This is a genomic window from Microbulbifer sp. SAOS-129_SWC, assembly GCF_039696035.1.
GTDB lineage: Bacteria > Pseudomonadota > Gammaproteobacteria > Pseudomonadales > Cellvibrionaceae > Microbulbifer.
Genome location: NZ_CP155567.1, coordinates 1,421,853 through 1,445,404 on the forward strand (window position 1 = coordinate 1,421,853; position 23,552 = coordinate 1,445,404).

The window sequence follows — 23,552 nt, forward strand, 5'->3', positions numbered from 1 at the left end:
ATGCGTCGGTGTGATGTAAAAAGAGAATAATGAAATGTCGTCGTTTTCTACAGTTTGAGCTCTCTATCTGGCGGAATAATTCTCTTTCAGCCGGTAGATCGCCCCTGCGTCTGTTAAATATATTTATCATGGTGGCGGTTCTCCTGTTCACCGGGGCGTGCTCGAGCAACCGCGCTCCCACCAGTTCCCTGGAACAGCCCCCGAGTCAGCGGATCAGGTTCCACACCGTTAGCCGCGGCGACACCCTGTATTCCATCGCGTGGCGCTACGGTAGGGATTTTCGCCAATTGGCGGCGATCAATGGAATAGCTCCGCCGTACCAGATATTTCCGGGGCAACATCTGAAGCTGGTCGGCCGGGCGCTGGCAACGACCTCGCTGGCGGCGCCCAAAAACACCCGCAAGACGCCGCGCCGGGTATCGCACACCGCGACCAAGCCGCGGCCGAAAGCCGTAAAATCCTTAACATCTTCCAAGCCGCGGAAACCAGCTTCGCGGGTTTCCTCTTCGGGAATTCGCTGGCAGTGGCCGGCACATGGAAAAGTGATCAGTCGCTTCCAGGCCAAAAACCCGTTGCGCAAGGGTGTTGATATCGCCGGGCAAAAGGGGGAGTCTGTACTCGCAGCGGCCAATGGCACTGTGATCTACGCGGGCAGCGCGCTGAGAGGTTACGGGAAACTGCTGATCGTTAAGCACAATGACGAGTATTTGAGTGCTTACGCCCACAACCACAAGTTACTTGTGCGTGAGGGCAGCGAAGTCAAGGCGGGGCAAAGGATAGCGGAATTGGGTTCGAGTGGTACCGACCGCAATAAGCTCCACTTTGAGATTCGTCGCAACGGTCAACCGGTGGACCCTCTTGCCTATCTGCCATAGTCCGGGTGGAGAGCCACGGGGCACTGCGCATAAAAATGGATTTTTAATTTGTACCACTTGAGGTAGTCACCGGAGCCGTGACCATCACAAGGTCAGTCGATCCGGCGACTGTTGCACCGACAGCAATCGAACCGGTATGGGTCGAAAACTGTAGTGCGACTGACAATGGCAAAGTACAAGGAGTTGGGGAAATGGAAGCACAACGGCGAGACCGGGTTGTAGCCGGCCAGGCAGATCTTCCTCCAGAGTTGGCAGTGGATCGTAATGAGAATTCAGTAAAGAAAGAGGACTCGGTAAAGAGCCGCACGCGGAGAGCGGCTAACAAAAGCTCCGAACCTACCCCCCTCAAGGCACGGGCCCGCAAGCCGGAAACTGACGGTTACTTGCAGAAAAACCTCGATGCCACCCAGTTATATCTCAATGAAATCGGTTTCTCCCCGCTGCTGACGGCGGAAGAGGAAGTGTATTACGCACGCAAGGCCTTGCGCGGCGATGCAGCGGCGCGAAAGCGCATGATCGAAAGCAACCTGAGACTGGTTGTGAAGATTGCGCGCCGCTATGTGAGCCGCGGCCTGGCGCTGCTCGACCTGATCGAAGAGGGCAACCTCGGCCTGATCCGGGCGGTGGAAAAGTTCGATCCCGAGCGGGGCTTCCGCTTCTCGACTTACGCCACCTGGTGGATCCGGCAGACCATCGAGCGTGCGATCATGAACCAGACGCGCACCATCCGTCTGCCGATCCACGTTGTCAAAGAGCTGAACGTATACCTGCGCGCCTCGCGCGAGCTGGCGCAGAAACTCGACCATGAGCCCTCCGCGGAGGAGATTGCCCATCTGCTGGAAAAACCGGTGGAGGATGTCGAGCGTATGCTGGGCCTCAACGAGCGGGTTACGTCGGTAGATACGCCGATAGGCCCCTCGTCGGAAAAAACACTGGTAGACACCATCCCCGACCAGCATGAGTCCGATCCGGCCTCGCTGCTGCAGGACAGTGACCTGTTCGACAGTATCAACCGCTGGTTGGGCGAGTTGCCCGACAAACAGTGCGAAGTGGTCTCGCGCCGCTTTGGGCTGCGGGGCTACGAGGCCAGCACCCTGGAGGAAGTCGGGCGCGAAATTGGCCTCACTCGTGAGCGGGTGCGCCAGATCCAGGTGGATGCGCTCAAGCGTCTGCGCGAGGTGATGGAAAAACAGGGGCTGGATGGTCAATCCCTGTTTGCCAACCTCTAATTTCCGGCAGCGATAAAAAATCCCGGCTGATGTCATCAGCCGGGATTTTTTTTGCCGGGTTATCGCTCGGTGCCGCGGCTTTACTCACCGGCGATTACTTTTTCACCCAGCGCCCGCGGGTGTCCTGGTAGTACTCTCCGGGGGCGAGCCGCGCTTCCAGTTTTTCGGCGGCGCGTGCGGCAACCTGGGCGATATCGATCTTGTTTTTCTTGGCGATACGCGCGTATACCACCTTGCGCTTGCCATTGACTTCGGCCACCAGCTTTTCAAGTTCCGGTGTGCTCTTGTCAACGATAGCGATATAGCCACTGTTGGCTTCTCCCACCAGGCCCTGGCTGCGGGCGGCGTCCAGGGTGATGGCCAGTGCCGGCAGGGCCAGCGCGAGGCCCAGGCTAAGCAGTAGGGTTTTTGCAAACTTCATCGGTCGCCTCCTTAGAAAATGCCTTCTTTGTCATCAAACTGGTCTTCCAGTTCTTTGTCGACCTTGATGCGTATCTCGTGCTCAATCTTCACATTCAGATTGACAGTAATGGGCTCGGTGGGCGCCTGAACCGCGATAGTGGGCGTGCAGCCGGCGGCGACAATGGCCGTCAGCAGCAGCGGAAGCAATCGGGTGGTTGTCATCGGGCGCTCCTTCAACATTAACGATAGCTATTCTGAGGGGCACTAGCTTAACCCAATCTGAATAGCGACGGCATCGCCCCGGTCACAATTGCACGGCGTCACTTCAGCTGTTTCTCCAGAGCGTCGGTCAGGTCGCGGCTGGCCTGCAGCGAGCGCAGGGTATCCGGAATGCTGTTTTCCAGGTTCAGGTTGATGATCAGGTCGCGGTCGGCGGACACCGACTTGCTGCGTCCCACCAGCTTCAGATCCATCTGCATATCGCCGCTGGGTGGATATTCGATGGTACCGCTGAGTTCCCGGTAATTGTAATCCTCCAGTGCGCCGGCAATCAGCTTGAGCGACGGGTTGCTCGCCAGCATCTGCGGTGAAAAGGCGCCGTAGTAGCGCAGGCGCCCTCCGGGCGGCCGCGCCGCGACGTGGCCGCGCTCGACGGTGATTCCGTCTTTGCCGGTAATCAGCGGAATTTGCATGTCCAGGATACCGCTGGCGGCAAAGTTGTTTGCTTGCATGGCCTTGGCCAGCGCGTGCAGGGAAATGCCTTCCAGTGTGACCAGGCTGCGGCGTTCCTTCCCGGCCAGATTCCAGGTGACGGCTGTGGAAGACAGGCTGCCTTCGAGCAGCTCTGCGTGGATATCGCCCAGGGTGAGATCCTGTTTTCCATCCAGGGAGAGAGTAAAGCGAACGTTCTTCGCCGGCAGACCCACATCGAGGGTCTCCAGCTGTACCGGCTGCGGCGCCGGCGTCTGCCAGCGGTTATTGCGGCGCACCAGCGACAAGTGGCCGCGGGTATCGACGGCAAAGCTATCGCCGTAAACGGGGGCGATCTGGTCGAGGTCCAGCTGCACCGTATCGCGTTCGGCCAGTGGCCAGTGCAGCGCGCCTTGCGCCGACAGGGTGCCGGCGACGATATCCACCGGCAGCCCCTGTATCGATTGGCTGAGGGGGCTTTCCCGGGTGAATTTCGCCGGCGCCAGCTGGAACTTGCCCGCCCCGCGATCCTGCGCGATGTCCTGCTTCCAGTTTGTGTGCAGCTGCAGATTGCCGGCGCGCAATGTGCCGTTTACCGTAAGAGAGTCCCCTCCCAGCCGGGCGTCTCCATCGATGTCCAGTTCCGCGCGGTATTTTTCCCGGGTGCGCAGTTGCAGGCCATTGGCATGGATAGTAGCGCTGGCGCTGCTGTCGCTGCTACTGAAGCGCAGTGTCTGCAACTGGAAGGCACCACCGACTTCGACGGCGTCGGTTTTAACGGTGGCCACGGTACCGTCCAGAGCCGGCGCCGCGCAATGGGCGCCGCCCTGGTTGAGCTGGCAGTGCAACTCCGCGCCGTGCAGGGCGATATTGTCCGCCGTGGTTGCGGCGGCGTTCGCGTGCGCGATGGACAGGGTTAGCTGTTGCAGTTGCAGATCCTGCCGACCGTCGACACCGAGGGTCAGCGACAGATCGGCATCGGCCGATGTTTCGGTCAGCTTCGCGCCGCCCTGCGCCGAGGTCAGCGCCGGCGCCTGTATCTGCGCGTGCAGATTGCAGTGGCGCGTGCTGCCCCAGCGGCAGTCGATGGCGGAGAGGGTAGTGTCGATGGTGTTGCCGCGGGTTTCGGCGACGTGCAGCTGCGCGGTTTCTGCCCGCAGCCGCAGATCCCCGGGCCATTGCGCCGCAGTCAATCCGAGTGGCTTCGGCAGCTGCAGTTTCACCGCGCCGCGCCGCCACGGCGACGCCTTGTTTTTCGCGGTGTTGTTTTGCGCGGCCGTGTTGATCAGCTCGCCGCTCAGTGTCGCGCCGGGCTCCAGCGTCAAGCTAACGTCGTGCAGGCTGTCGGCGCCGCCGCGCAGTTGCGGCAGTGTGGCGGCGGCGTGAAAGCGCGCTTTTCCGCCGGGGTTGCGCAGGGCCAGCGGCGCCAGCTGCTGTTGGATCGCCGCACTTTCCAGCAGAGGCGCGGCGGCGGCAAAATCCAGCTGGCCGCTGGCACTGAGCTGCGCCTGGGCGCCCTTGCTCTCACTTTGCAGGTGGGCCTGGAGCAGTGCGCTGTCGCTGTCTGTCGCGCGCAGTGCCAGTTCGGCGCTGCCGCGCAGGTCGCGGGGGCGCAGTGGCTGCAGGGATTCGAAGGCAACCACCAGCGGTTCAACGGTGCGGATCGAGAGCGTGAGCGGAGTGCCTTCGGCGGGAATCGGCAGGGTGGCCCCGTCGCTGAGCAGTTGCAGGGTAAAATCGCGGTACGCTTCCCGCTGCAGCAGGGCGTCGGGCAGCTGCCCGCGCAGGCGCAGCTGCAGCTCGCCACTGGCGCCGGCCAGGTGCGCGCTCAGTGCGGGCAGCGGCAGCGCCGCCAGCTGGTCCAGCGATGTGTTGCCGTCCAGATTCACGCGCCAGTGTTCGCCGGCGCGCAGCAGCGTGCCGTTCAGGTTGGCGATGGTGGTCTCGGTATTTGCCGTCAACACGGCGGACAGCTGCCACCGCGCGCCATCGGGTTTCAGCAGCAGTTGCAAGGCCCTGTCCTGCGCCGATAGCCGCATGGCGATGCTGCGGTCGGCATCGCGCTTTATGTTGAGCGTGGCGTCGCGCAATTCCTGGCCGTAGTTCAGGTTGTCGATGCGGAACGATTCGGGCAGATAGCGTTGCAGCTGCTGCAGGCTATCGGACAACCGCAAGGTACCGGTCGCGCCTTCCTCCGCCGCTGGATGCGCCGGCGCAGCCCAGCTGAGGGCGCCGGCGCTCAGCTGGCTGTGATTGTCACGGCGCCGGAAAAGCAGGTCGAGGGGGCGTTGCAACTGCAGATCGTGCAGTTGCAGCGTGGCGCCATCGGCGAGTTTCAGCGTCAATTGCTTCACTCTGGCCCGACTCGGACTCAGCTCCAGCCCCTGCAGTTCGCGCAGTGGCTGGCCCGGCAGTACGGCGTTGACCAGCAACCCGGCCGCGCGATCGCGATCCAGCCACAGCCATAACAAGGCACCGCACAACAGCGCCAGGGTGGCGAGAAAAATGCGGGTTTTGCGTGTCTGGTGCATCATGGGCTGGCTTGCGGTCAACGGATAAATGTGGAGACTGGAGACAAATTCCGGCTTCAGTGTAACCGGCCGGGCAAAATAATGAGAAGCCGAGAAGGGGACTTTGTGAAAAGCCTGTTGCGTCAAGTTTTTACCGCGGCGCTAAGCGCCGCATTGTTGGGGGGCGTCGCTACGGCGAGCGCTTACGATCGGGTCAACGGCGCGGGATTTGCGAGCCGCTCGCCGGTGCTCGCCACCCACGGCATGGCCGCCACCAGCCAGCCGCTGGCCACGCAGATTGCGCTGGATATCCTCAAGAGAGGCGGCAGCGCCGTGGATGCGGCAATCGCCGCCAACGCCGCGCAGGGCCTGATGGAGCCCACCGGCTCCGGCGTCGGCGGCGACCTGTTCGCGATTGTGTGGAGCGCCAAAGAGCACAAACTCTACGGCCTCAACGCCAGCGGCCGTTCACCGAAATCCCTGCCGTTCGACTATTTCGCGCAGCACAATCTGACCAGTATTCCGGCGCACGGCCCGCTGCCGGTATCCGTGCCGGGGGCAGTGGACGGCTGGTTCGAGCTGCACAAAAAATTCGGCCGCCTGCCAATGACCCAAGTGCTGGCGCCGGCGATCGATTACGCTGAGCACGGCTTTCCGGTCACCCAGCTGGTGGCCTATTACTGGAACCGCTCGGTGCCGCTGCTGGAGAAGTACCCCGGCTTCCGCGCGACCTTTATGCCCGGCGGCAGCGCGCCCCAAGAGGGCGAGATTTTCCGCAATCCCCGTCTGGCGGCGACTTACCGCACCATCGCCGCCGGCGGTCGCGATGCCTTTTACAAAGGCGAGATTGCCCACAAGATCGCTGACTACATGCAAGCCAACGGCGGTTTTCTCTCCTATGAAGACTTGGCCTCGCACCACTCGGAGTGGGTCGAACCCGTATCCACCAATTACCGCGGCTACGATATCTGGGAATTGCCGCCGAACGGCCAGGGCATCGCCGCGCTGCAGATCCTCAATATTCTCGAGGGCTACGACCTGAAGAAGCTCGGGCGCACCAGCCCGCAATATGTGCACCTGTTTGCCGAGGCCAAAAAGCTGGCGTTCGAGGACCGCGCCAAATTCTACTCCGACCCGGCGTTCAACAAGATTCCGGTCAAGCAGCTGATTTCGAAAAAGTATGCCGCCAAGCGCCGCAAACTGATCGACCTGCACCGCGCGGCCAAACACTACGATGCCGGCACCGAGGCTCTACGTCACGGTGATACCATCTACCTGACGGTGGCAGACAAGGACGGCAATATGGTCTCGCTGATCCAGAGCAACTACCGCGGCATGGGCTCGGGCATGACGCCGGGAGACCTCGGCTTTATCCTGCAGGACCGCGGCGAGCTGTTCAGTCTGAAAAAGGGCGATTTCAATCAGTACCAGCCCGGCAAGCGGCCCTTCCACACCATCATTCCCGGCTTTATCACCAAGAGCGGCCAGCCGTATATGAGTTTCGGCGTGATGGGCGGCGCCACCCAGCCGCAGATGCATGCGCAGATTGTGGTCAACATGGTGGATTTTGGTCTGAATGTGCAGGAGGCCGGCGACGCGCCGCGGATTCTGCACTCGGGTTCCAGTCAGCCCACCGGCGAAATGATGATCGATGGCGGCTATTTGAGCCTGGAGGATGGCTTCCCGATGGAGACCCGCCGGGCGCTGGTGCAGATGGGCCACCAGGTGCGCTTTGAAAGCGGCCCCTACGGCGGCTACCAGGCGATATTGCGCACTCCTGACGGCGTGTACCACGGGGCCTCGGAGAGTCGCAAGGACGGCCAGGCGGCGGGCTATTGATCCACCCTTGGCACTGCCGCTGAAATCGTTATAGTGGGCCGCTCCGGCCCACGAGTTCCGCCGTTGCGGACCGCCGGCCCCCTCCGAGTGGAACGCATTGGAATTTGTTATGAGAGATGCCCAGCCCCGCACCGTTTACCTGAAAGACTATCGGGTGCCCGACTATCTGGTCGACAGCACCCGGTTGCACTTCGAACTGCAGCCGAAGGCCACGCTGGTCAAATCGCAGCTGCAGGTCCGCCGCAACCCCGAGGCGGGCGAGGGGCTGCCGCCGCTGCAGCTGGACGGCGTGGAGCTGGAGCTGCTGTCGGTTTCCATCGACGGCGAACTGGTGCCGGCCAGCCGCTACCGGGAGCTTCCCGAGGGGCTGTCGATCCCGGTGGACAAGGCCGAGTTCACGCTGGAAATCCACAACCGCATCAATCCGGAGGAGAACACCTCCCTGGAGGGGCTGTATCTCTCCAACGGCATGTACTGCACCCAGTGCGAGGCCGAGGGCTTCCGCAAGATCACTTACTACCCGGATCGCCCGGACGTGATGTCGAAGTTCACCACCACCATTGTGGCGCCGCGCCAGTACCCGGTGCTGCTGTCCAACGGCAACGAAATCGAGCGCGCTACCACCGAGGACGGCCGCCAGGTGGTCACCTGGGAGGACCCCTTCGCCAAGCCCGCTTACCTGTTCGCGCTGGTGGCCGGTGACCTGCAGCACGTGGAGGACCGCTTCACCACCGCCAGCGGCCGCGAGGTGAAACTGCAGTTATTCACCGAGGCGAAGAATATCGGCAAATGCGAGCACGCCATGCGCTCGCTGAAAAAGGCCATGCGCTGGGACGAGGAAGTGTACGGCCGCGAGTACGACCTGGATATCTTTATGGTCGTCGCCGTCGATCACTTCAACATGGGCGCGATGGAGAACAAGGGGCTGAATATCTTCAACTCCGCCTGCGTACTGGCGAGCCCGGACACCGCCACCGATGCCAGCTTCCAGCGTATCGAGGCGATTGTCGCGCACGAGTATTTTCACAACTGGTCCGGCAACCGTGTCACCTGCCGCGACTGGTTCCAGCTGAGCCTGAAAGAGGGCTTCACCGTTTTCCGCGATGCGGAATTTTCCGCGGATATGAACTCCCGTGCGGTCAAGCGTATCGAGGACGTGGCGATGCTGCGCACCGCGCAGTTCGCTGAAGACGCCGGTCCCATGGCACACCCGGTGCGCCCGGATTCCTACATGGAAATCTCCAACTTCTACACCCTGACCATCTACGAGAAGGGCGAGGAAGTGGTGCGCATGATCCACACCCTGCTGGGTGCCGCAGGCTTCCGCAAGGGCAGCGACCTCTATTTCGAGCGCCACGACGGCCAGGCGGTAACCTGCGAGGATTTCGTTAAAGCAATGGAAGACGCCAATGGTGTCGACCTGGGCCAGTTCCGCCGCTGGTACAGCCAGGCCGGCACACCGGTATTGAACGTCAGCGACGACTTCGATGCCGCCAGTGGTACCTATACCCTGACCGTCAAGCAGTCGTGCCCGGCCACGCCCGGCCAGGAAGAGAAGCTGCCGTTCCATATTCCGTTTGCGCTGGGCCTGCTCGACAGCGACGGCAACGACCTGCCGCTGGATGCCGAGGGCAATACGCACAAGGTACTGCAGGTTACCGAAGCCGAGCAGCAATTCCGCTTCGCGGGCCTGCAGGAAAAACCGCTGCCGTCGTTGCTGCGCGGTTTCTCCGCGCCGGTGCGGGTGTGTTACGAATACAGTCTGGAGCAGTTGCAGTTCCTGATGCGCTGCGACAGCGACGAGTTCAACCGCTGGGACGCGAGCCAGCGACTGGCGTTTGCGGCGCTGGAAAAACTGCAGGCGGATTTCCGCAACGGCGACACGCTACAGCTGCCGGCTGCGGTGATCGAGTCCTACCGCAGCGTGCTGCAAAACCGCGAACTGGATCCCGCCCTGGTGGCGGAAATGCTGGCACTGCCCAGCGCCCAGACCCTGGCTGAACAGGCGCAGACCATCGATGCCGAGGCGATCGTTGCCGCACGTGACTTTGCCCGTCGCGAGCTGGCGCTGGCGCTGAAGGACGATCTGCATGCCTGCTACCTGCGTCTGTGCAACGAACGGGAGTACAGCCCCAGTGCCGCGGATATCGCCGAGCGCAGCCTGAAAAACACCTGCCTCGCCTACCTCGCAGTGACCCAGGCCGCAGATGCCGTGGCCCTGGCGGAAGCCCAGTTCGCGGCGGCCGCCAACATGACCGACAGCGCCGCGGCGCTGGCGGCGCTGCTCAATCACGCTGCGGACGACGTTGCGCAGGCCGCACTGCAGACCTTCTACGACCGCTGGCAGGGCGACACCCAGGTGGTGGAGCTGTGGTTCGGCCTGCAGAGCAGCAGCGCCAGTTGGGGTACACTGGGCAATGTGCGCGCGCTGATGCAACACCCGGCGTTCGAAATGAAAAACCCGAACAAGGTGCGCGCGGTCATCGGCGGTTTTGCCAATCGCAATTTCACCCGTTTCCACGACACCGACGGCAGCGGCTTCCAGTTCCTCGCCGAACAGGTGATCGCGCTGGACAAGCTCAACCCGCAGATCGCCGCGCGCCTGGTCACGCCGATAACCCGCTGGAAAAAGTATATTCCGGAAATGGGAGAGAAGATGCGCGCGGCGCTGCAGTCGGTGATGGACAGTGGCAATCTGTCGCGGGACCTGTATGAGGTGGTCAGCAAGAGCCTGGTTTAAGGCGGGATTATGAACCCGGTAGCGGGCGGGCGAATCTTGTGTTCGCCCTGCTCGCGATTGGAACTTTCTCGCTAACCTACAAGATACGACTGCGCCGTTCCTCCCCCAGCCGCGCGAGTTCCAATTTCCCTCCCTCCAGCCGCAGCTCCGTCACCGATGTATAGTCCGGCCGGAACTGCTGCACCCGGTCGTCGCCGCGTAGATGCGCCACCACCGAATTGATCACCATAAAGTGGCAGAACACGGCAGTGTCCTGCTCGATATCGCGCAGGTACTGCAGTGTTGCCCGTCGCCACTCGGCCTGATTCGGCTCGATGCCGCTCCAGCCACTCTGCAGGAAGCTGCGCAGCCAGGTGCCGCGCTCGTTCAGGGCTATGCCGGCGGGGCTGGGGATTTCAATGACGGCCGGTTCTATATGCAGCGGACTCTGCCACAGGTCCGCCAGCGGTTGTGCCGTCTGCCGCGCACGCGCCTTGGGGCTGCTGACCAGCTCGAAGCGTTCGGCGTCGGCATAGCGTTCCGCCAACGCGTGCGCCTGCTGGAAACCCAGTTCTGTCAGAGATGGGTCTGCGTCAGTCGGGGACTTCGCCGCTTCGCCATGTCGTACCAGTAAAATTTTTGTCATCTGTCACAAATATCGCTGCAGCCATTCGTGCGGCACATGTTGCCACAGCTCGGCCACTTCTGTCGGGTCGAAAGTGCGGGCCTGTGGATGATCGCCGAAACGGCGGCTGTGCCCCTCGCTGAACGCGGGCCAGTCTTCGCCGGGATCGCCGTGCTCGGCAAAGTGCAGCCACGCTGCGCGCATCGCCTCGCTCAGCGTGTGCGGATCGGTCTCTCCACCGTACAGGTTCTGCACCGAGTCGTCCCCGTGGGTGCCGAACACATAGCCCAGCTCTACCGCATGGCAGGCGCCAAGCAGTGGCTGTGATGCCAGCGGCTGCGCAAAATGGTAGTGGTAATTGCGGCCGCCATGGGCCTGCAGGAAACGCATACCGGGCAGGGTGAAGACCATATCGGTGAGCATCAGGTTCCAGGTGCGGCTCCATGCCGGCCAGGGATCGGCCACCAGGCTGCGCGCCTTGCGGTGGTAATGGGTCAGCAGCGGGGCGAGGGCGTCGCCGGGCAGCATCCACTCCAGGCGCGCGCGAATCTGATCGTCATCGAGGGTGAAACTGTCCGGCGCGGTCGCGCTGAACAGGTTCCACTCGTCAAGATTGTAGCCAAGCATCAGTGGAATATCGGCGGCGTGGCCATTGCGCAGTACGGCTATCGGCTCAGCGGACAGCAGCTGGCTGTCGAGTACCGGCTTGAACGGCAGCTGGCCCCAGTGCTGCTCCATACGCGGGTCGGACAATACCGCCAGCTGAGCCTGTAACAGTTCCTGCGTGCTGGCATCCGCGGGATCATCGTTGCCGCGGATGCGCGCCAGGTGCTCGACAAAGCCGCGCGCCAGATCATTGGCGCGCTCGCGGCTGTGCACGGTGCTGGGGTTGCCGCTCTGTACGATGGCACGCTGGAACAGATCGCGGCTGCGCGGCGCCGCCAGCAGGCTGGTAATACACATGGCGCCGGCGGATTCACCGAACAGGGTGATCTTGTTCGGGTCGCCACCGAAAGCGGCAATATTTTCCCGCACCCACTCCAGCGCGGCGATCTGATCAAGCAGCCCCTCGTTGCCGGTTGCGGGAATATCGCTGATATCGGCAAGGCGCAGGAAACCGAGGGCGCCGAGGCGGTAATTGAAGGTGACGATAATGGCGCGGCCACTGGCGGCCAGGTGGCGGCCATTGTAGATCTCCTGGGAACCGGCGCCGAGGTAGAAGGAGCCCCCGTGAATCCACACCATCACCGGCAGCGCGGTTTTCCCCGGCGCCGCATTCGGCGGGGCGTAAATGTTCAGGTAGAGGCAGTCTTCCCCCTCCGGTTTTTCGCCGTTGGGGCCGACGACGTCGAACAGAACGGACGGGTTTTGTGCCGCCGGCATACCAAAGGTGGCGGCATCGCGTGGTGTGTGCCAGCGCGGGTACTTCTGTGGCGGCAGCCAGCGACGCTCGCCAACTGGTGGGACGGCAAAGGGAATACCGCGAAAGCAGGCGACACCGGTTTCGCTGTCGACCCGGCCGATCAGGGGACCGGCGGGGGCGTCGAAAATGTCGGTGGGGAGAGTCGGGCTATTGCCGGGGGAATCATGCGGCGCTTTGTGGGGATATGCGCGCGGAGTATTGGCATCGCTGGTCATCGGCTTCGATCCTTGCAGTAATTTGCCTGTTCCTTGCCGGGGAGACTATTCAGTATAGCCGGCGTTTTTACGGTGCTGAGGCGTCCGGCTGATTGCGGAATAAAGGTCTTCCGAAGTTTTTTGTGGGGGCGAAACATGCCCGCAGACCCGGGTCATCATCCCGGCACCGGCATGCGCAATTTGCTCGCAGCGGTTCACTGCAGGAGCCACAGTCCACCGAAAAAACGCTTTCTAGAACAAGCGCAAAAAATAATGCAACTTTCTTCTTGCAAAAGGGCGATGCTCAGATAGTATTAACGCCACTACGTCAAGTTTTTTGCATTGATACCCATGAACATGTTTGGCAAAACCCTTTCACCGCGATTGCACCGCGCCCAGCAGCATCTGCTGCCGGCCTCCGTGCGCCCGTGGTCCTGTGGTTGTGCCTGGAATGGCGTCTGCGCAGGCTCGGTCCGTATCGTGACCCGTCTGTATAAGATGCGCCCGGTGATCGCCGTGATCACCTAGTTCACCCGAAAGAGCTGCGAGCGATGGAAGGTGTCAATGCCTTCCCCGCAAAGAAAACCCGGAAGGCAGACCTTCCGGGTTTTTTTTTACCGAATTTTTGCCGCTGCCGCCCCGGTGGTGCGGCCCGATACAAACTAATAAAAACGTATTTATCACAAGGAGAAGCAGGCAATGGACAGGCGGTGGTGGCAGAGGCTGCATGGTTTTCCCCCGTTAATCTGGATCATTCTGATCGGCAGTTTTTTTGGTCGCGGTACTTTTTTTATGGTGTGGCCATTCCTGGCGATCCTGCTCTATGAAAAGTTTCAGTTGGGCGCCGCGCAGATCGGGCTGATCCTGAGTGCATCAGCGGTGGGCGCGGCCGTGCTGGGATTTTTTGTCGGCGCTTTGTCGGATCGCTATGGTCGTCGCAATGTGCTGCTGGCCGGTACCGGCATCAATACCTTCGCTTTTGCGCTGCTGGCTGTGGCGCAAAGCCTGCCGACGTTTATTGCGGCGATGACGCTGTGTGCCATCGGCCGCGCAGTATGGGAACCGCCGGCAAACGCACTGATCGGGGATCTGGTTCCGGATCTTGCGAGCCGTGAACTGGCGCTGCAGTTACGCTATTTTCTCGTCAACGTGGGCGCCGCGCTGGGGCCAATCATCGGCGTCTGGGCCGGACTCAGCGCGCAGCAGTCGACCTTCGGTCTGACTGCGCTGAGCTACCTGTTGTTGTGCCTGGGTTTTCTGTGGGGATTCGCATACACCGTCAGTGGCCGCGTGGCGCAACAGGGCCGCGGGCGCGCGACAACACTGGCCAGCACGCTGGCAGTGCTGCGTAAGGACCACGTGTTCCTGGTGTTGATTGTCGCCAATGTGCTGACAATGTTTATCTACGCGCACATGGATTCCAGCCTGGTGCAGTACCTGACCCGGGCGCAGGCGCCGCACCTGGTCCAGCTGATCTCCAGCATGATCCTGGTCAACGCCACTACGATTGTCCTGTTGCAGTTTCCGCTGCTGCAGTTGATGGGCGGGATCTCCATCAATGGGCGTATCGTCATCGGTCTGGGAATACTCGCGGTGGGGCAGGTGTGGTTTGCGCTCAACCCTGTCGACTGGTTTGCCGGGTGGATGGGGGCGTCCTTTGTCATCAGCCTGGCGGAGGCGATCCTGTTCCCGACCATGAGTGTGCAGATCGACCGCCTGGCACCGGACCATCTGCGCGGCAGCTATTTCGGAGCTGCGTCTTTCTATTCTCTGGGTTGGTCGTTGGCCCCGCTGGTGGGTGGAGTGGTGATCCAGTGGTGGAGCGGGCCGGCACTCTACTGGCTGATGTTCGGCCTGTGCGGGGTGGTGTTTGCCCTCTATCGCTGGACAGCGCAGCTGTCGCGCCCCGAGTGGCCGGAGCCGCACGCGGCGCAATTGCAATAACGCGACACAATCAGTCATCCTTGTTATTGGCCCCGATCGGGGCCTTTTTTATGCGCGATTGTCCGCTTGCCGCCGACCAGAAAGCGGCACCCGGCGAGACGCCGGGTGCCTGACGAGATCGTTGCAAGAAAATCCGGCGACCCTGCCGGCGGAACACAGCGCCTCTAGATCCCGGCGGCCAGTCGCGATCCCTGGTCGATGGCGCGCTTGGCATCCAGTTCGGCGGCCTCGTCAGCACCACCGATCAGGTGCACGGTCGCCTTGCCGCCCTGCATCGCTTCGTAGAGTTCCCGTGCCGGGTCCTGGCCGGCGCAGATAATGATGTTATCGACTTCCAGCAACTGTGTTTCATCGCCGACTCGCAGGTGCAGGCCGCGATCGTCGATTTTCTCGTAGCTGGCGCCGGGCACCATCTGTACGTTGCGATGCTTGAGGCTGGTGCGGTGAATCCAGCCAGTGGTTTTGCCGAGCCCGGCGCCCACCTTGGAGGTCTTGCGCTGCAGCAGGGTCACCTGGCGCGGCGCGCTGACCGCGCTTGCCGCTTTCAGGCCGGCGCGATTGTCGAGCCGGATATCCACGCCCCACTCATCGAAAAACGCTGTTTTGCTGCCGGCAATCAGTTCCTGCGCCGGCTCCACTTCGTGGGTCAGGTACTCGGCCACATCGAAACCGATGCCACCGGCGCCGATGATGGCGACCTTCTGCCCGACCGGCTTCTTGTGCTTGAGCACGTCCAGGTAGCTCAGCACCTTGTCGTGCTCGATGCCGGGAATCGGCGGCGTGCGCGGATTGATACCAGTGGCGATGATGACTTCGTCGAACGCCTGCAGTTCTTCGGCGCTGGCACGGTGATTCAGCTTGACCTCGACCCCGGTCAGCTCCAGCTTGCGTGTGAAGTAGCGCAGGGTTTCCTCGAACTCCGCCTTGCCGGGAATCTGCTTGGCAATATTGAACTGGCCGCCGACGCGCGCATCCGCTTCGAACAGCGTTACCCGGTGGCCGCGCTCGGCGGCAACGGTGGCGGCGGCGAGGCCGGCAGGGCCGGCGCCGACCACGGCGATGCGCTTGGCGTTGTCAGTGGGCAGATACTGCAACTCGGTTTCGTGGCAGGCGCGCGGATTGACCAGACACGAGGTCAACTTGAGTTCGAAAGTGTGGTCCAGGCAGGCCTGGTTACAGCCAATACAGGTGTTGATTTCGTCCGCGCGGTTTTCCGCGGCCTTGTTGACGAACTCCGCGTCGGCGAGGAAGGGCCGCGCCATCGAGACCATATCGGCGTGGCCTTCGGCGAGTACCTGCTCGCCCACGGCCGGCATATTGATGCGGTTGCTGGTCACCACCGGCACGCTCAGGTGCTGTTTGACCTTGGCGGTGATTTCGGTGAACGCGGCGCGGGGCACGCTGGTGGCGATGGTGGGGACGCGTGCTTCGTGCCAGCCGATGCCGGTGTTGATAATGCTGGCACCGGCTTTTTCGATCGCCTGGCCGAGGGTCACGACCTCATCGAAGGTGCTGCCGTCTTCCACCAGGTCGAGCATCGACAGGCGGTAGATGATAATGAAGTCTTCGCCCACGGCTTCGCGCACACGGCGCACGATTTCGATCGGCAGGCGGATGCGGTTTTCGAAGCTGCCACCCCACTCGTCAGTGCGCTTGTTGGTGCGTGCGACGATGAACTGATTGATGAAGTAACCCTCGGAACCCATGATCTCGACGCCGTCGTAGCCGGCTTCGCGGGCGAGGGTGGCGCAGCGCACATAGTCGTCGATCTGGCCCTCGACCTCCTCACTGGTCAGTTCCCGCGGGGTGAACGGATTGATCGGCGCTTGGATTGCGGACGGTGCGACCAGGTCCTGGTTATAGGCATAGCGGCCGGCGTGGAGTATCTGCATACAGATCTTGCCACCCTCGGTGTGCACGGCGTCGGTAATTTCCCGATGCTGCTGGGCTTCTTCCGGGGTGGTCATCTTGGCCGAGCCCATAAACACGCCACCCTCTGCGTTGGGACCGATACCGCCGGTCACGATCAGGCCCACGCCGCCGCGGGCGCGCTCGGCGTAAAAGGCGGCCAGGCGGGTAAAGCCGCCCGCATGTTCTTCCAGGTTGGTGTGCATGGAACCCATGAGCACGCGGTTTTTCAGCGTGGTGAACCCCAGATCCAGCGGGGCCAGCAGGTGCGGGTAGGCGGCTTGTGACATGGCGAAACCCTCTTGGCGAAATTCTGTTTTGTGACCAGTTGGTATGGTTTTGTATATGCAACGATTTGCATAGCTTGGCGGCAGGATAGCAGGGGGGATTGGGCGGGGCAGTGACCAATCCGGTCGAATTCTTTGGCCGGTTCGGGGGAATTGCGCTCGCGGTGCCGGCGCCGGGTCGTTCGAACACAGGGGCGACCCCGCCGCCGGAGGCCGTACACTCAACAGCCTGATCGGCAAATGTTTCGCCAACGCCCCCGACGGCGGAGCCTTCACTTCACCTTCACAGTGGCGCTTTCGATTTCGATCTAGGAAAACATCCCCAATAGCAATTCCCGCAGCCAGCGATTGGCTGGATCCTCGTGCTGGTTCCTGTGCCACAGCAGGTGCCAGTCCATCTGCGGCACCTGGAACGGCAGCTCGAACAGTCGCGCCGGGTACTGGTTGGCCAGACTGGCGGGCACCGTCAGGGCCAGGTTGGTGCGCAGCACTACCGTCGGCGCCACCCGGTAGTGCTGCACGCGCAGTTTGATGCGCCGCCGCCGGCCCAGTCTGTTCAGGGCGATATCCACCAGTCCGGGGCCGCTGCGGCGGCTAGAGACGTGAATGTGTTCCAGCTGTAAATACTGCTCCAGGGTTAGGCCGCCGTGCTCGGCCAGCGGGTGGTCGGTGCGCACCATACACAGGTAGCGGTCGTTGACGAGACGCTGTTGCTGCAGCTGGGTGGCGGTGGGCATGGGGATATCGAGACCGAAATCCAGCGTATTGGCGGCGAGCTCTTTGGCCAGGCGGTCGCGGGGTACGTAATAGGATTCCACGCTGACGCCCGGGGCTTCCTGCTCCAGTCGTTCGAGCAGGCGCGGCAATAGCAGGGTTTCCGCCATATCGTTCATCGACAGCCGCAGCGTGCGGGTTTCTGTGGCCGGATTGAACTGGCGCTGTTCACTCAGGCTGGTGCCGAGCAGCTGCAGGGCCTGCTGCACGCGGGGCATGATGCTCTCGGTCAGCGGGGTCGGTGCCATGCCGCTGGGGGTGCGGGTGAACAGGGGGTCATCGAGGCTTCGGCGCAGGCGCGCCAGGGCATTGCTGACCGCGGGCTGGGTGATATGCAGCTGCTCGGCGGCGCGGGTCAGGTTGCGGGCAGTGTAGATGGCCTCGAGTACCAGGAAGAGATTCATATCGATCTGTTGCAGTTGCACGGCCATCCTCACTATCACGGTTGTGAATGATTGAATATTCGCATAATAAACTTCGCTGATCCATAAGCTGGCGCTAGGGTAGAAGGCCAATAGCAGGGGGTATTCCCAGTGGCTGAGTTCTATGCCGTGCGCCACGGCCAGGCGTCATTTGGCGCCGCCGATTACGACAAGTTATCCGAGCTGGGTTGGCGCCAGGCGCGCTGGCTCGGCGAGCACTGGCGCGATGCCGGGATGCAGTTCGACCGCATCCTGTGTGGCGATCTGCGGCGCCACCGGGAGACGGCCAATGGTATCTGTGCGGGGCTGGATCTGGATTCGTCCCGGGTGGAGCTGCTGCCGCAACTGAATGAATTCGATTTTCACGGCGTCATGCGCAGCTACGGCGAGCGCGAGCCGCACGCCGTTCCGGCCGCGGATGCCGGCCGTTCCGACTACTACCGCTTCTTGAAAAAGGCCATGCTGGCCTGGTCTGCCGGGGAGATAAGCCCGGCGGAGAGCTGGCGGGAATTCGAGCGGCGTATTGACGAGGCATTGGCGGTGGTTGGCGCCGGCCCGAGGGGCAGCAGGGCGCTGGTGGTCAGCTCTGGCGGCGCTATCGCGATGATGGTGCGCCGTGTGCTCGACGCCCACGCGGACACGGTGACCAAGCTGAATATGCAGATCAAGAATACCGCGGTAAGCCAGTTCTTTGCCGGTGCCGGCGGCATCAGTTTGCACAGCTTCAATCATGTGCCGCATCTGGAGCTCCGCGAGCGCCAGGACTTTATTACTTACAGTTAGCAGATTGTGGAAAAGGTGAGCGAACAGTGGATTTTGAATATTCCGATAACGTGAAGCGACTGCTGGAGCGCCTGCAGCAATTTATGCACGAGCAGGTATACCCGGCCGAGGAGACCTTTCACCAGCAATTGCAGCAAGACCGCTGGGGCGAGCCGCCGGTGCTGGCGGAACTGAAAATCAAGGCGCGGGAGGCCGGGCTGTGGAACCTGTTTATGCCCGACCCGCGCTTCGGTGCCGGCCTGACAAACCTTGAATACGCACCGCTCGCCGAAGAGATGGGCAAGGTGCTGTTCTCGTCGGAAATCTTCAACTGCAGCGCGCCGGATACCGGCAATATGGAAGTGCTGGCCCAATACGGTAGCCCGCAGCAGCAGGAACAGTGGCTGCAACCGCTGCTGACCGGTGAGATCCGCTCCGCCTTCGCCATGACCGAGCCGAAGGTGGCATCGTCGGACGCGACCAATATCGAGACCTCGATCGTGCGCGATGGCGATGACTACATCATCAATGGCCACAAGTTCTATATCAGCGGCCTGATGAACGAGCGCTGCAAAATTCTGATCGTGATGGGCAAGACCGACCCGGACAATCCCAATCGCCACCAACAGCAATCGCAGATACTGGTACCGACGGAGACTGCGGGCGTCAACATCGTCCGCCCGATGACCGTATTCGGTTACGACGACGCACCGGAAGGCCACGCCGAAGTGATCTTCGACAATGTGCGGGTGCCGGCTGCCAACCTGATTGTCGGCGAGGGCCGCGGTTTCGAGATCGCCCAGGGGCGTCTCGGCCCGGGCCGCATTCACCACTGCATGCGCCTGATCGGCCAGGCCCAGCGCGCCCTCGAGGCGATGGCGAAACGCGCGGAACAGCGTGTGGTATTCGGGCGGCCGATGAGTAAACAGGGCTCGGTGCGCGAAGATATCGCCAAGTCCGCCTGTGAGATCGAACAGGCGCGCCTGCTCACGCTGAAGGCGGCCGACCAGATGGACCGCTACGGTAACAAGGCGGCCAGGGACCTGATCGCGATGATCAAGATCGTTGCGCCGCAGATGGCCTGCAATGTGATCGACCGGGCGATGCAGATCCACGGGGCCGCCGGCCTGAGCCAGGATTTCCATCTCGCCCAGCACTATGCCTACGCGCGCACCATCCGCTTGGCGGATGGCCCCGATCAGGTGCATATGATGCAGCTGGGGCGCAACCTGGCAGCGCGCTACGGCGCGGAAAAAGATGCGTAACGCGGGAGCTCAGAGAATGACACAGGCGAGTGCAACAGCGAATAACAGTGCCGTGGAGCAGCTGCCGATTGAACAGCTGACGGCATACCTGACGGCAAACATCGAGGGATTTCGCGGCCCTATCGCGGTGGAAAAATTTGCCGGCGGCCAGTCCAATCCCACCTTCAAGATCACCGCCGCTTCCGGCATTTACGTCTTGCGCCGGCAGCCGCCGGGCAAACTGCTGAAGTCCGCGCACGCAGTGGATCGCGAGTTTCGCGTGATGCGCGCGCTGGCCGATAGCGATGTGCCGGTGCCCCGTGTTCTGCACCTGTGTGAAGACCGCGCGCTGATCGGCTCCATGTTCTACCTGATGGAGTACTGCGAGGGACGCATTTTCTGGGATGCGGCGTTGCCGGAGCTGGACAACACGCAGCGCAGCGCTTTCTACGAAGAGATGAACCGGGTACTGGCGGCGCTGCACAGCGTCGACGTGACGGCGGTGGGGCTCGCGGATTTCGGCAAGCCGGGCAATTATTTCGCACGCCAGCTGGAGCGCTGGAGCGGCCAGTACCGCGCCTCGGAACTGCACACCATCGACGCGATGGACCGGCTGATCAACTGGCTCGGCGGCGCACTGCCGGCGGATGACGGTCGTGCAACCCTGGTGCATGGCGATTACCGGCTCGACAATATTGTGTTCCACCCGACCGAGAGCCGCGCCATCGCGGTGCTGGATTGGGAACTCTCCACCCTCGGTCATCCGTTTGCCGATCTTGCCTACCAGTGCATGCAGCTGCGCATGCCGGCCAATGCCGGCAATATCTCCGGCCTGATGGGGGTGGATCGCAGTGCACTGGGTATTCCATCCGAACAGGCGTATGTGGCGCGCTACTGCGAGCGCATGGGCATCGAAAAAATCGATAACTGGGCGTTTTACCTGGCGTTCAGCTTCTTCCGCCTGGCGGCGATTGTGCAGGGTGTCGCCAAGCGCGCACACGACGGCAACGCCTCCAGCAAGAGTGCGGCGAAACTCGGCGCTTTTGTGGAGCCACTGGCGTTGATGGCGCTGGATGTGATCGAAAAAGAATCTTAAAAACGCGAATATAAGTGGGAGAAAATTATGGCGACCAATCTGTTTGACCTGACCGGAAAAATTGCCCTGGTGACCGGCGCCAGCCGCGGTATCGGTGAGGCCATCGCCAGACTGCTGGCGGAGCAGGGCGCCCATGTGCTGGTGTCCAGCCGTAAAATCGAAGGCTGCCAGGGGGTGGCAGACGCCATTGTCGCGGCCGGGGGCAAGGCCGAGGCGCTGCCGTGCCATATTGGCGATATGCAGGAGATTGAACGAGCGTTTGCCGATATCCGCGAGAGATATGGGCGCCTCGATATCCTGGTCAACAACGCTGCCACCAACCCCTACTTCGGGCATATCCTGGACACGGATCTGGGCGCTTTCCAGAAGACCGTGGATGTGAATATCCGCGGCTACTTCTTCATGTCGGTGGAAGCGGGCAAATTGATGCGCGAGCAGGGCGGCGGCTGTATCGTCAATACCGCCTCGATCAATGCGCTGCAGCCGGGCGTCGGCCAGGGTATTTACTCGATTACCAAGGCGGCGGTGGTCAATATGACCAAAGCCTTCGCCAAGGAGTGTGCGCCGTTCAATATCCGCGTCAATGCGCTGTTGCCGGGGCTCACCAAGACCAAGTTTGCCGGGGCACTGTTTTCCCACGAGGAAATCTACAATACCGCGATCGATCATATTCCGCTGCACCGCCATGCGGAGCCGGAGGAAATGGCCGGCACGGTGCTCTACCTGGTTTCCAATGCCTCCAGCTACACCACCGGCGAATGTGTGGTGGTGGACGGCGGTATGACTTCCTGCGGGGGAATCTGATATGCGTGATCCGATACTCGATTTTGATGGCCAGGTGGCACTGATTACCGGTGCGGCCAGCGGTTTCGGTTGCCTGCTGGCGCGGGAGCTGGGCGCGCGTGGTGCGCGCCTGATACTCGGCGACATCAATACCGCGGCGCTGGATAAAGTGGCGGGCGAACTGGTAGAGGCCGGCTACGAGGTGCGCGCACAGCGCTGCGATGTGTCGGTGGAGCGCGACTGCGCAACACTGGTGGCGCTGGCAGAAAAGGAATTCGGCAGCCTGGATATTGCCGTCAACAATGCCGGGGTGGCGCCGCCGCTGATGCCGCTGGAACAGACCAGCGAAGCGGAGCTCGACCGCCAGTACAACGTCAACCTGAAAGGCGTGTTTTTCGGGCTCAAGTATCAGCTGCCGCTGATGAAACAGCGCGGCACCGGCACGATTCTGAATGTCTCGTCGATGGCCGGGCTCGGCGCTACGCCCAAGGGGGTGTCTTACTCCGCGGCCAAGCACGCGGTGATCGGGGTGACCAAGACCGCCGCGGTGGAAAATGCCAAACACGGCGTGCGTGTCAATGCCATCTGCCCTTTCTTTACCCTGACACCGATGGTGACGGAGATGGATACGCACGGTGCCAGTGCGGACGAGTTCCAGACCTTCCTGGCTTCGGGCTGCCCGATGAAGCGCCTCGCGCAGCCGGAGGAAGTGGTGACCGCGATGCTGATGCTGTTGTCGCCGCGCCTGACTTATGTCACTGGCCAGGCGCTGGCAGTGGACGGTGGGCTATCGGCCTTCTGAGCGGCGGCGCCGCAGTGTTGAAAATAGGGAGCGAGTAATGCGCGCATTGATCTGTGTCGAATACGGAACCGCGGAGCAGTTGCAGATTGGTGAACACCAGTTGCGCCCGCTGAAAGCCAGCGAGGTGCGCATCGACGTGCGCGCCGCGGGAATCAATTTCCCGGATGCGCTGATTATCGCCGGCAAATACCAGGTCAAGCCGCCGCTGCCGTTTGTGCCCGGTGGCGAGTGTGCCGGTGTGGTCAGCGCGGTCGGCGACGCGGTGAAAAACTTCAAGGTGGGGGACCGGGTGATTGCCATGCCGGGCATGGCGGCGTTTGCCGAGCAGGTACAGGTGGATGAAAACCTGCTGGTACCGATGCCGGATAACCTCACCTTCGAACAGGCCGCCGGTTTCTGTATCACCTATGCCACCTCCTACTATGCGCTGAAACAGCGTGCAGGCCTGCAGCCGGGGGAAACCCTCGTGGTACTGGGGGCGGCCGGCGGCGTCGGTGTAACCGCGATACAGCTGGGCAAGGCGCTCGGTGCGCGGGTGATCGCCTGTGCATCCACCCCGGAGAAGCTGGCGTTCTGCCGCGATGTCGGGGCCGATGAGCTGGTAAATTACTGCAGTGAGGATCTCAAGGAGCGTATCAAGGCGCTGACGGACGGGCGCGGTGCCGATGTGATTTTCGATCCGGTGGGCGGTGACTTTACCGAGGCCGCTTATCGCTCCATCGCCTGGAGCGGGCGCTACCTGGTGATCGGTTTTGCTTCCGGCGATATTCCCCGGTTACCGATGAACCTGCCGTTGCTGAAGGCGGGGGACATTATGGGGATATTTTGGGGCAGCTGGGCGCAGCGGGAACCGAAGGCCAACCTGCAGAATTTTTCCGAGCTGCTGCAGATGGTCGAAGAGGGCAGGCTGAAGCCGTTGACCACAGAGGTTTATCACTTCGAGGAATATGTGCAGGCGTTTGCGTCGATTACCGAGCGCCGCGCGCGCGGTAAGGTGATTCTTACTTTAAGCCAGCGCGGATAG

19 protein-coding genes are annotated in these 23,552 nt (G+C 62.0%); 12 read left to right on the top strand and 7 right to left on the bottom strand.

Translation table 11 applies throughout. The features are described 5' to 3' along the window. Positions 1-212: 212 nt before the first annotated feature. Together ABDK11_RS06025 and rpoS are read left to right on the top strand one after the other, a co-directional pair. On the top strand, positions 213-875 hold the full coding sequence (locus tag ABDK11_RS06025; RefSeq protein ID WP_346840182.1) for a peptidoglycan DD-metalloendopeptidase family protein: 663 nt from the start codon (positions 213-215) through the stop codon (positions 873-875). Positions 876-1,066: 191 nt separating this feature from the next. Further along, positions 1,067-2,104: an RNA polymerase sigma factor RpoS gene (gene rpoS / locus ABDK11_RS06030; RefSeq protein WP_346839397.1), complete on the top strand. Its 1,038-nt coding sequence runs from the start codon at positions 1,067-1,069 to the stop codon at positions 2,102-2,104. A gap of 94 nt (positions 2,105-2,198) precedes the next feature. Here rpoS and ABDK11_RS06035 read toward each other — a convergent pair whose 3' ends face one another. The 3 genes from ABDK11_RS06035 to ABDK11_RS06045 all read right to left on the bottom strand — a co-directional run bounded on the left by ABDK11_RS06035 (position 2,199) and on the right by ABDK11_RS06045 (position 5,730). Then, positions 2,199-2,525, bottom strand: a complete 327-nt coding sequence (locus tag ABDK11_RS06035) for a YdbL family protein (RefSeq protein WP_346839398.1) — start codon at positions 2,523-2,525, stop codon at positions 2,199-2,201. 11 nt (positions 2,526-2,536) lie between these two features. Continuing rightward, positions 2,537-2,728 carry a YnbE family lipoprotein gene (locus ABDK11_RS06040; protein ID WP_346839399.1) on the bottom strand — a complete coding sequence of 64 codons (192 nt, stop codon included), beginning with the start codon at positions 2,726-2,728 and terminating at the stop codon, positions 2,537-2,539. A gap of 98 nt (positions 2,729-2,826) precedes the next feature. Beyond that, on the bottom strand, positions 2,827-5,730 hold the full coding sequence (locus ABDK11_RS06045) for a YdbH domain-containing protein (protein ID WP_346839400.1): 2,904 nt from the start codon (positions 5,728-5,730) through the stop codon (positions 2,827-2,829). A gap of 102 nt (positions 5,731-5,832) precedes the next feature. On the opposite strand from ABDK11_RS06045, the gene ggt reads away from it, so the two are divergent. Both ggt and pepN read left to right on the top strand, forming a co-directional pair. Next, entirely contained in the window at positions 5,833-7,545 is a 1,713-nt protein-coding gene (ggt, locus tag ABDK11_RS06050; protein WP_346839401.1) for a gamma-glutamyltransferase, read from the top strand. Between the two features lie 109 nt (positions 7,546-7,654). Beyond that, complete coding sequence (pepN, locus tag ABDK11_RS06055; protein WP_346839402.1) at positions 7,655-10,285, top strand: aminopeptidase N; 2,631 nt, start codon at positions 7,655-7,657, stop codon at positions 10,283-10,285. A 76-nt stretch (positions 10,286-10,361) separates the two neighbouring features. On the opposite strand, the gene ABDK11_RS06060 is transcribed toward pepN, so the two are convergent. Together ABDK11_RS06060 and ABDK11_RS06065 are read right to left on the bottom strand one after the other, a co-directional pair. Continuing rightward, on the bottom strand, positions 10,362-10,910 hold the full coding sequence (locus ABDK11_RS06060; protein ID WP_346839403.1) for a histidine phosphatase family protein: 549 nt from the start codon (positions 10,908-10,910) through the stop codon (positions 10,362-10,364). A 3-nt stretch (positions 10,911-10,913) separates the two neighbouring features. After that, on the bottom strand, positions 10,914-12,527 hold the full coding sequence (locus ABDK11_RS06065) for a carboxylesterase family protein (RefSeq protein WP_346839404.1): 1,614 nt from the start codon (positions 12,525-12,527) through the stop codon (positions 10,914-10,916). 530 nt (positions 12,528-13,057) lie between these two features. On the opposite strand from ABDK11_RS06065, the gene ABDK11_RS06070 reads away from it, so the two are divergent. Together ABDK11_RS06070 and ABDK11_RS06075 are read left to right on the top strand one after the other, a co-directional pair. Next, complete coding sequence (locus ABDK11_RS06070; protein ID WP_346839405.1) at positions 13,058-13,333, top strand: hypothetical protein; 276 nt, start codon at positions 13,058-13,060, stop codon at positions 13,331-13,333. After that, positions 13,299-14,450 carry an MFS transporter gene (locus ABDK11_RS06075; RefSeq protein ID WP_346839406.1) on the top strand — a complete coding sequence of 384 codons (1,152 nt, stop codon included), beginning with the start codon at positions 13,299-13,301 and terminating at the stop codon, positions 14,448-14,450. The genes ABDK11_RS06070 and ABDK11_RS06075 overlap by 35 nt, the downstream gene beginning before the upstream one ends. Positions 14,451-14,614: 164 nt before the next feature. Here ABDK11_RS06075 and ABDK11_RS06080 read toward each other — a convergent pair whose 3' ends face one another. Both ABDK11_RS06080 and ABDK11_RS06085 read right to left on the bottom strand, forming a co-directional pair. Beyond that, a complete protein-coding gene (locus ABDK11_RS06080; protein WP_346839407.1) occupies positions 14,615-16,648 on the bottom strand; it encodes an NADPH-dependent 2,4-dienoyl-CoA reductase in 2,034 nt (677 codons plus the stop codon). Between the two features lie 305 nt (positions 16,649-16,953). Then, positions 16,954-17,844 carry a LysR family transcriptional regulator gene (locus ABDK11_RS06085; protein ID WP_346839408.1) on the bottom strand — a complete coding sequence of 297 codons (891 nt, stop codon included), beginning with the start codon at positions 17,842-17,844 and terminating at the stop codon, positions 16,954-16,956. Positions 17,845-17,952: 108 nt separating this feature from the next. Here ABDK11_RS06085 and ABDK11_RS06090 point away from each other — a divergent pair, with 108 nt between their 5' ends. Genes ABDK11_RS06090 through ABDK11_RS06115 form a run of 6 tightly spaced genes read left to right on the top strand, consistent with a single transcriptional unit; the run spans position 17,953 to position 23,552 of the window. After that, positions 17,953-18,624, top strand: coding sequence for a histidine phosphatase family protein (locus ABDK11_RS06090; protein WP_346839409.1), 672 nt, complete (start codon positions 17,953-17,955; stop codon positions 18,622-18,624). A 26-nt stretch (positions 18,625-18,650) separates the two neighbouring features. Beyond that, the gene (locus tag ABDK11_RS06095) at positions 18,651-19,868 is read left to right on the top strand and encodes an acyl-CoA dehydrogenase family protein (protein WP_346839410.1); all 1,218 of its coding nucleotides are present in this window, start codon (positions 18,651-18,653) and stop codon (positions 19,866-19,868) included. 16 nt (positions 19,869-19,884) lie between these two features. After that, positions 19,885-20,943: a phosphotransferase gene (locus ABDK11_RS06100; protein WP_346839411.1), complete on the top strand. Its 1,059-nt coding sequence runs from the start codon at positions 19,885-19,887 to the stop codon at positions 20,941-20,943. Between the two features lie 27 nt (positions 20,944-20,970). Further along, a complete protein-coding gene (locus tag ABDK11_RS06105) occupies positions 20,971-21,747 on the top strand; it encodes an SDR family oxidoreductase (RefSeq protein ID WP_346839412.1) in 777 nt (258 codons plus the stop codon). 1 nt (position 21,748) lies between these two features. Beyond that, positions 21,749-22,528 (top strand): SDR family NAD(P)-dependent oxidoreductase, encoded by a 780-nt coding sequence (locus tag ABDK11_RS06110; RefSeq protein WP_346839413.1) that lies wholly within the window; start codon positions 21,749-21,751, stop codon positions 22,526-22,528. A gap of 37 nt (positions 22,529-22,565) precedes the next feature. Beyond that, complete coding sequence (locus ABDK11_RS06115; RefSeq protein WP_346839414.1) at positions 22,566-23,552, top strand: NADPH:quinone oxidoreductase family protein; 987 nt, start codon at positions 22,566-22,568, stop codon at positions 23,550-23,552.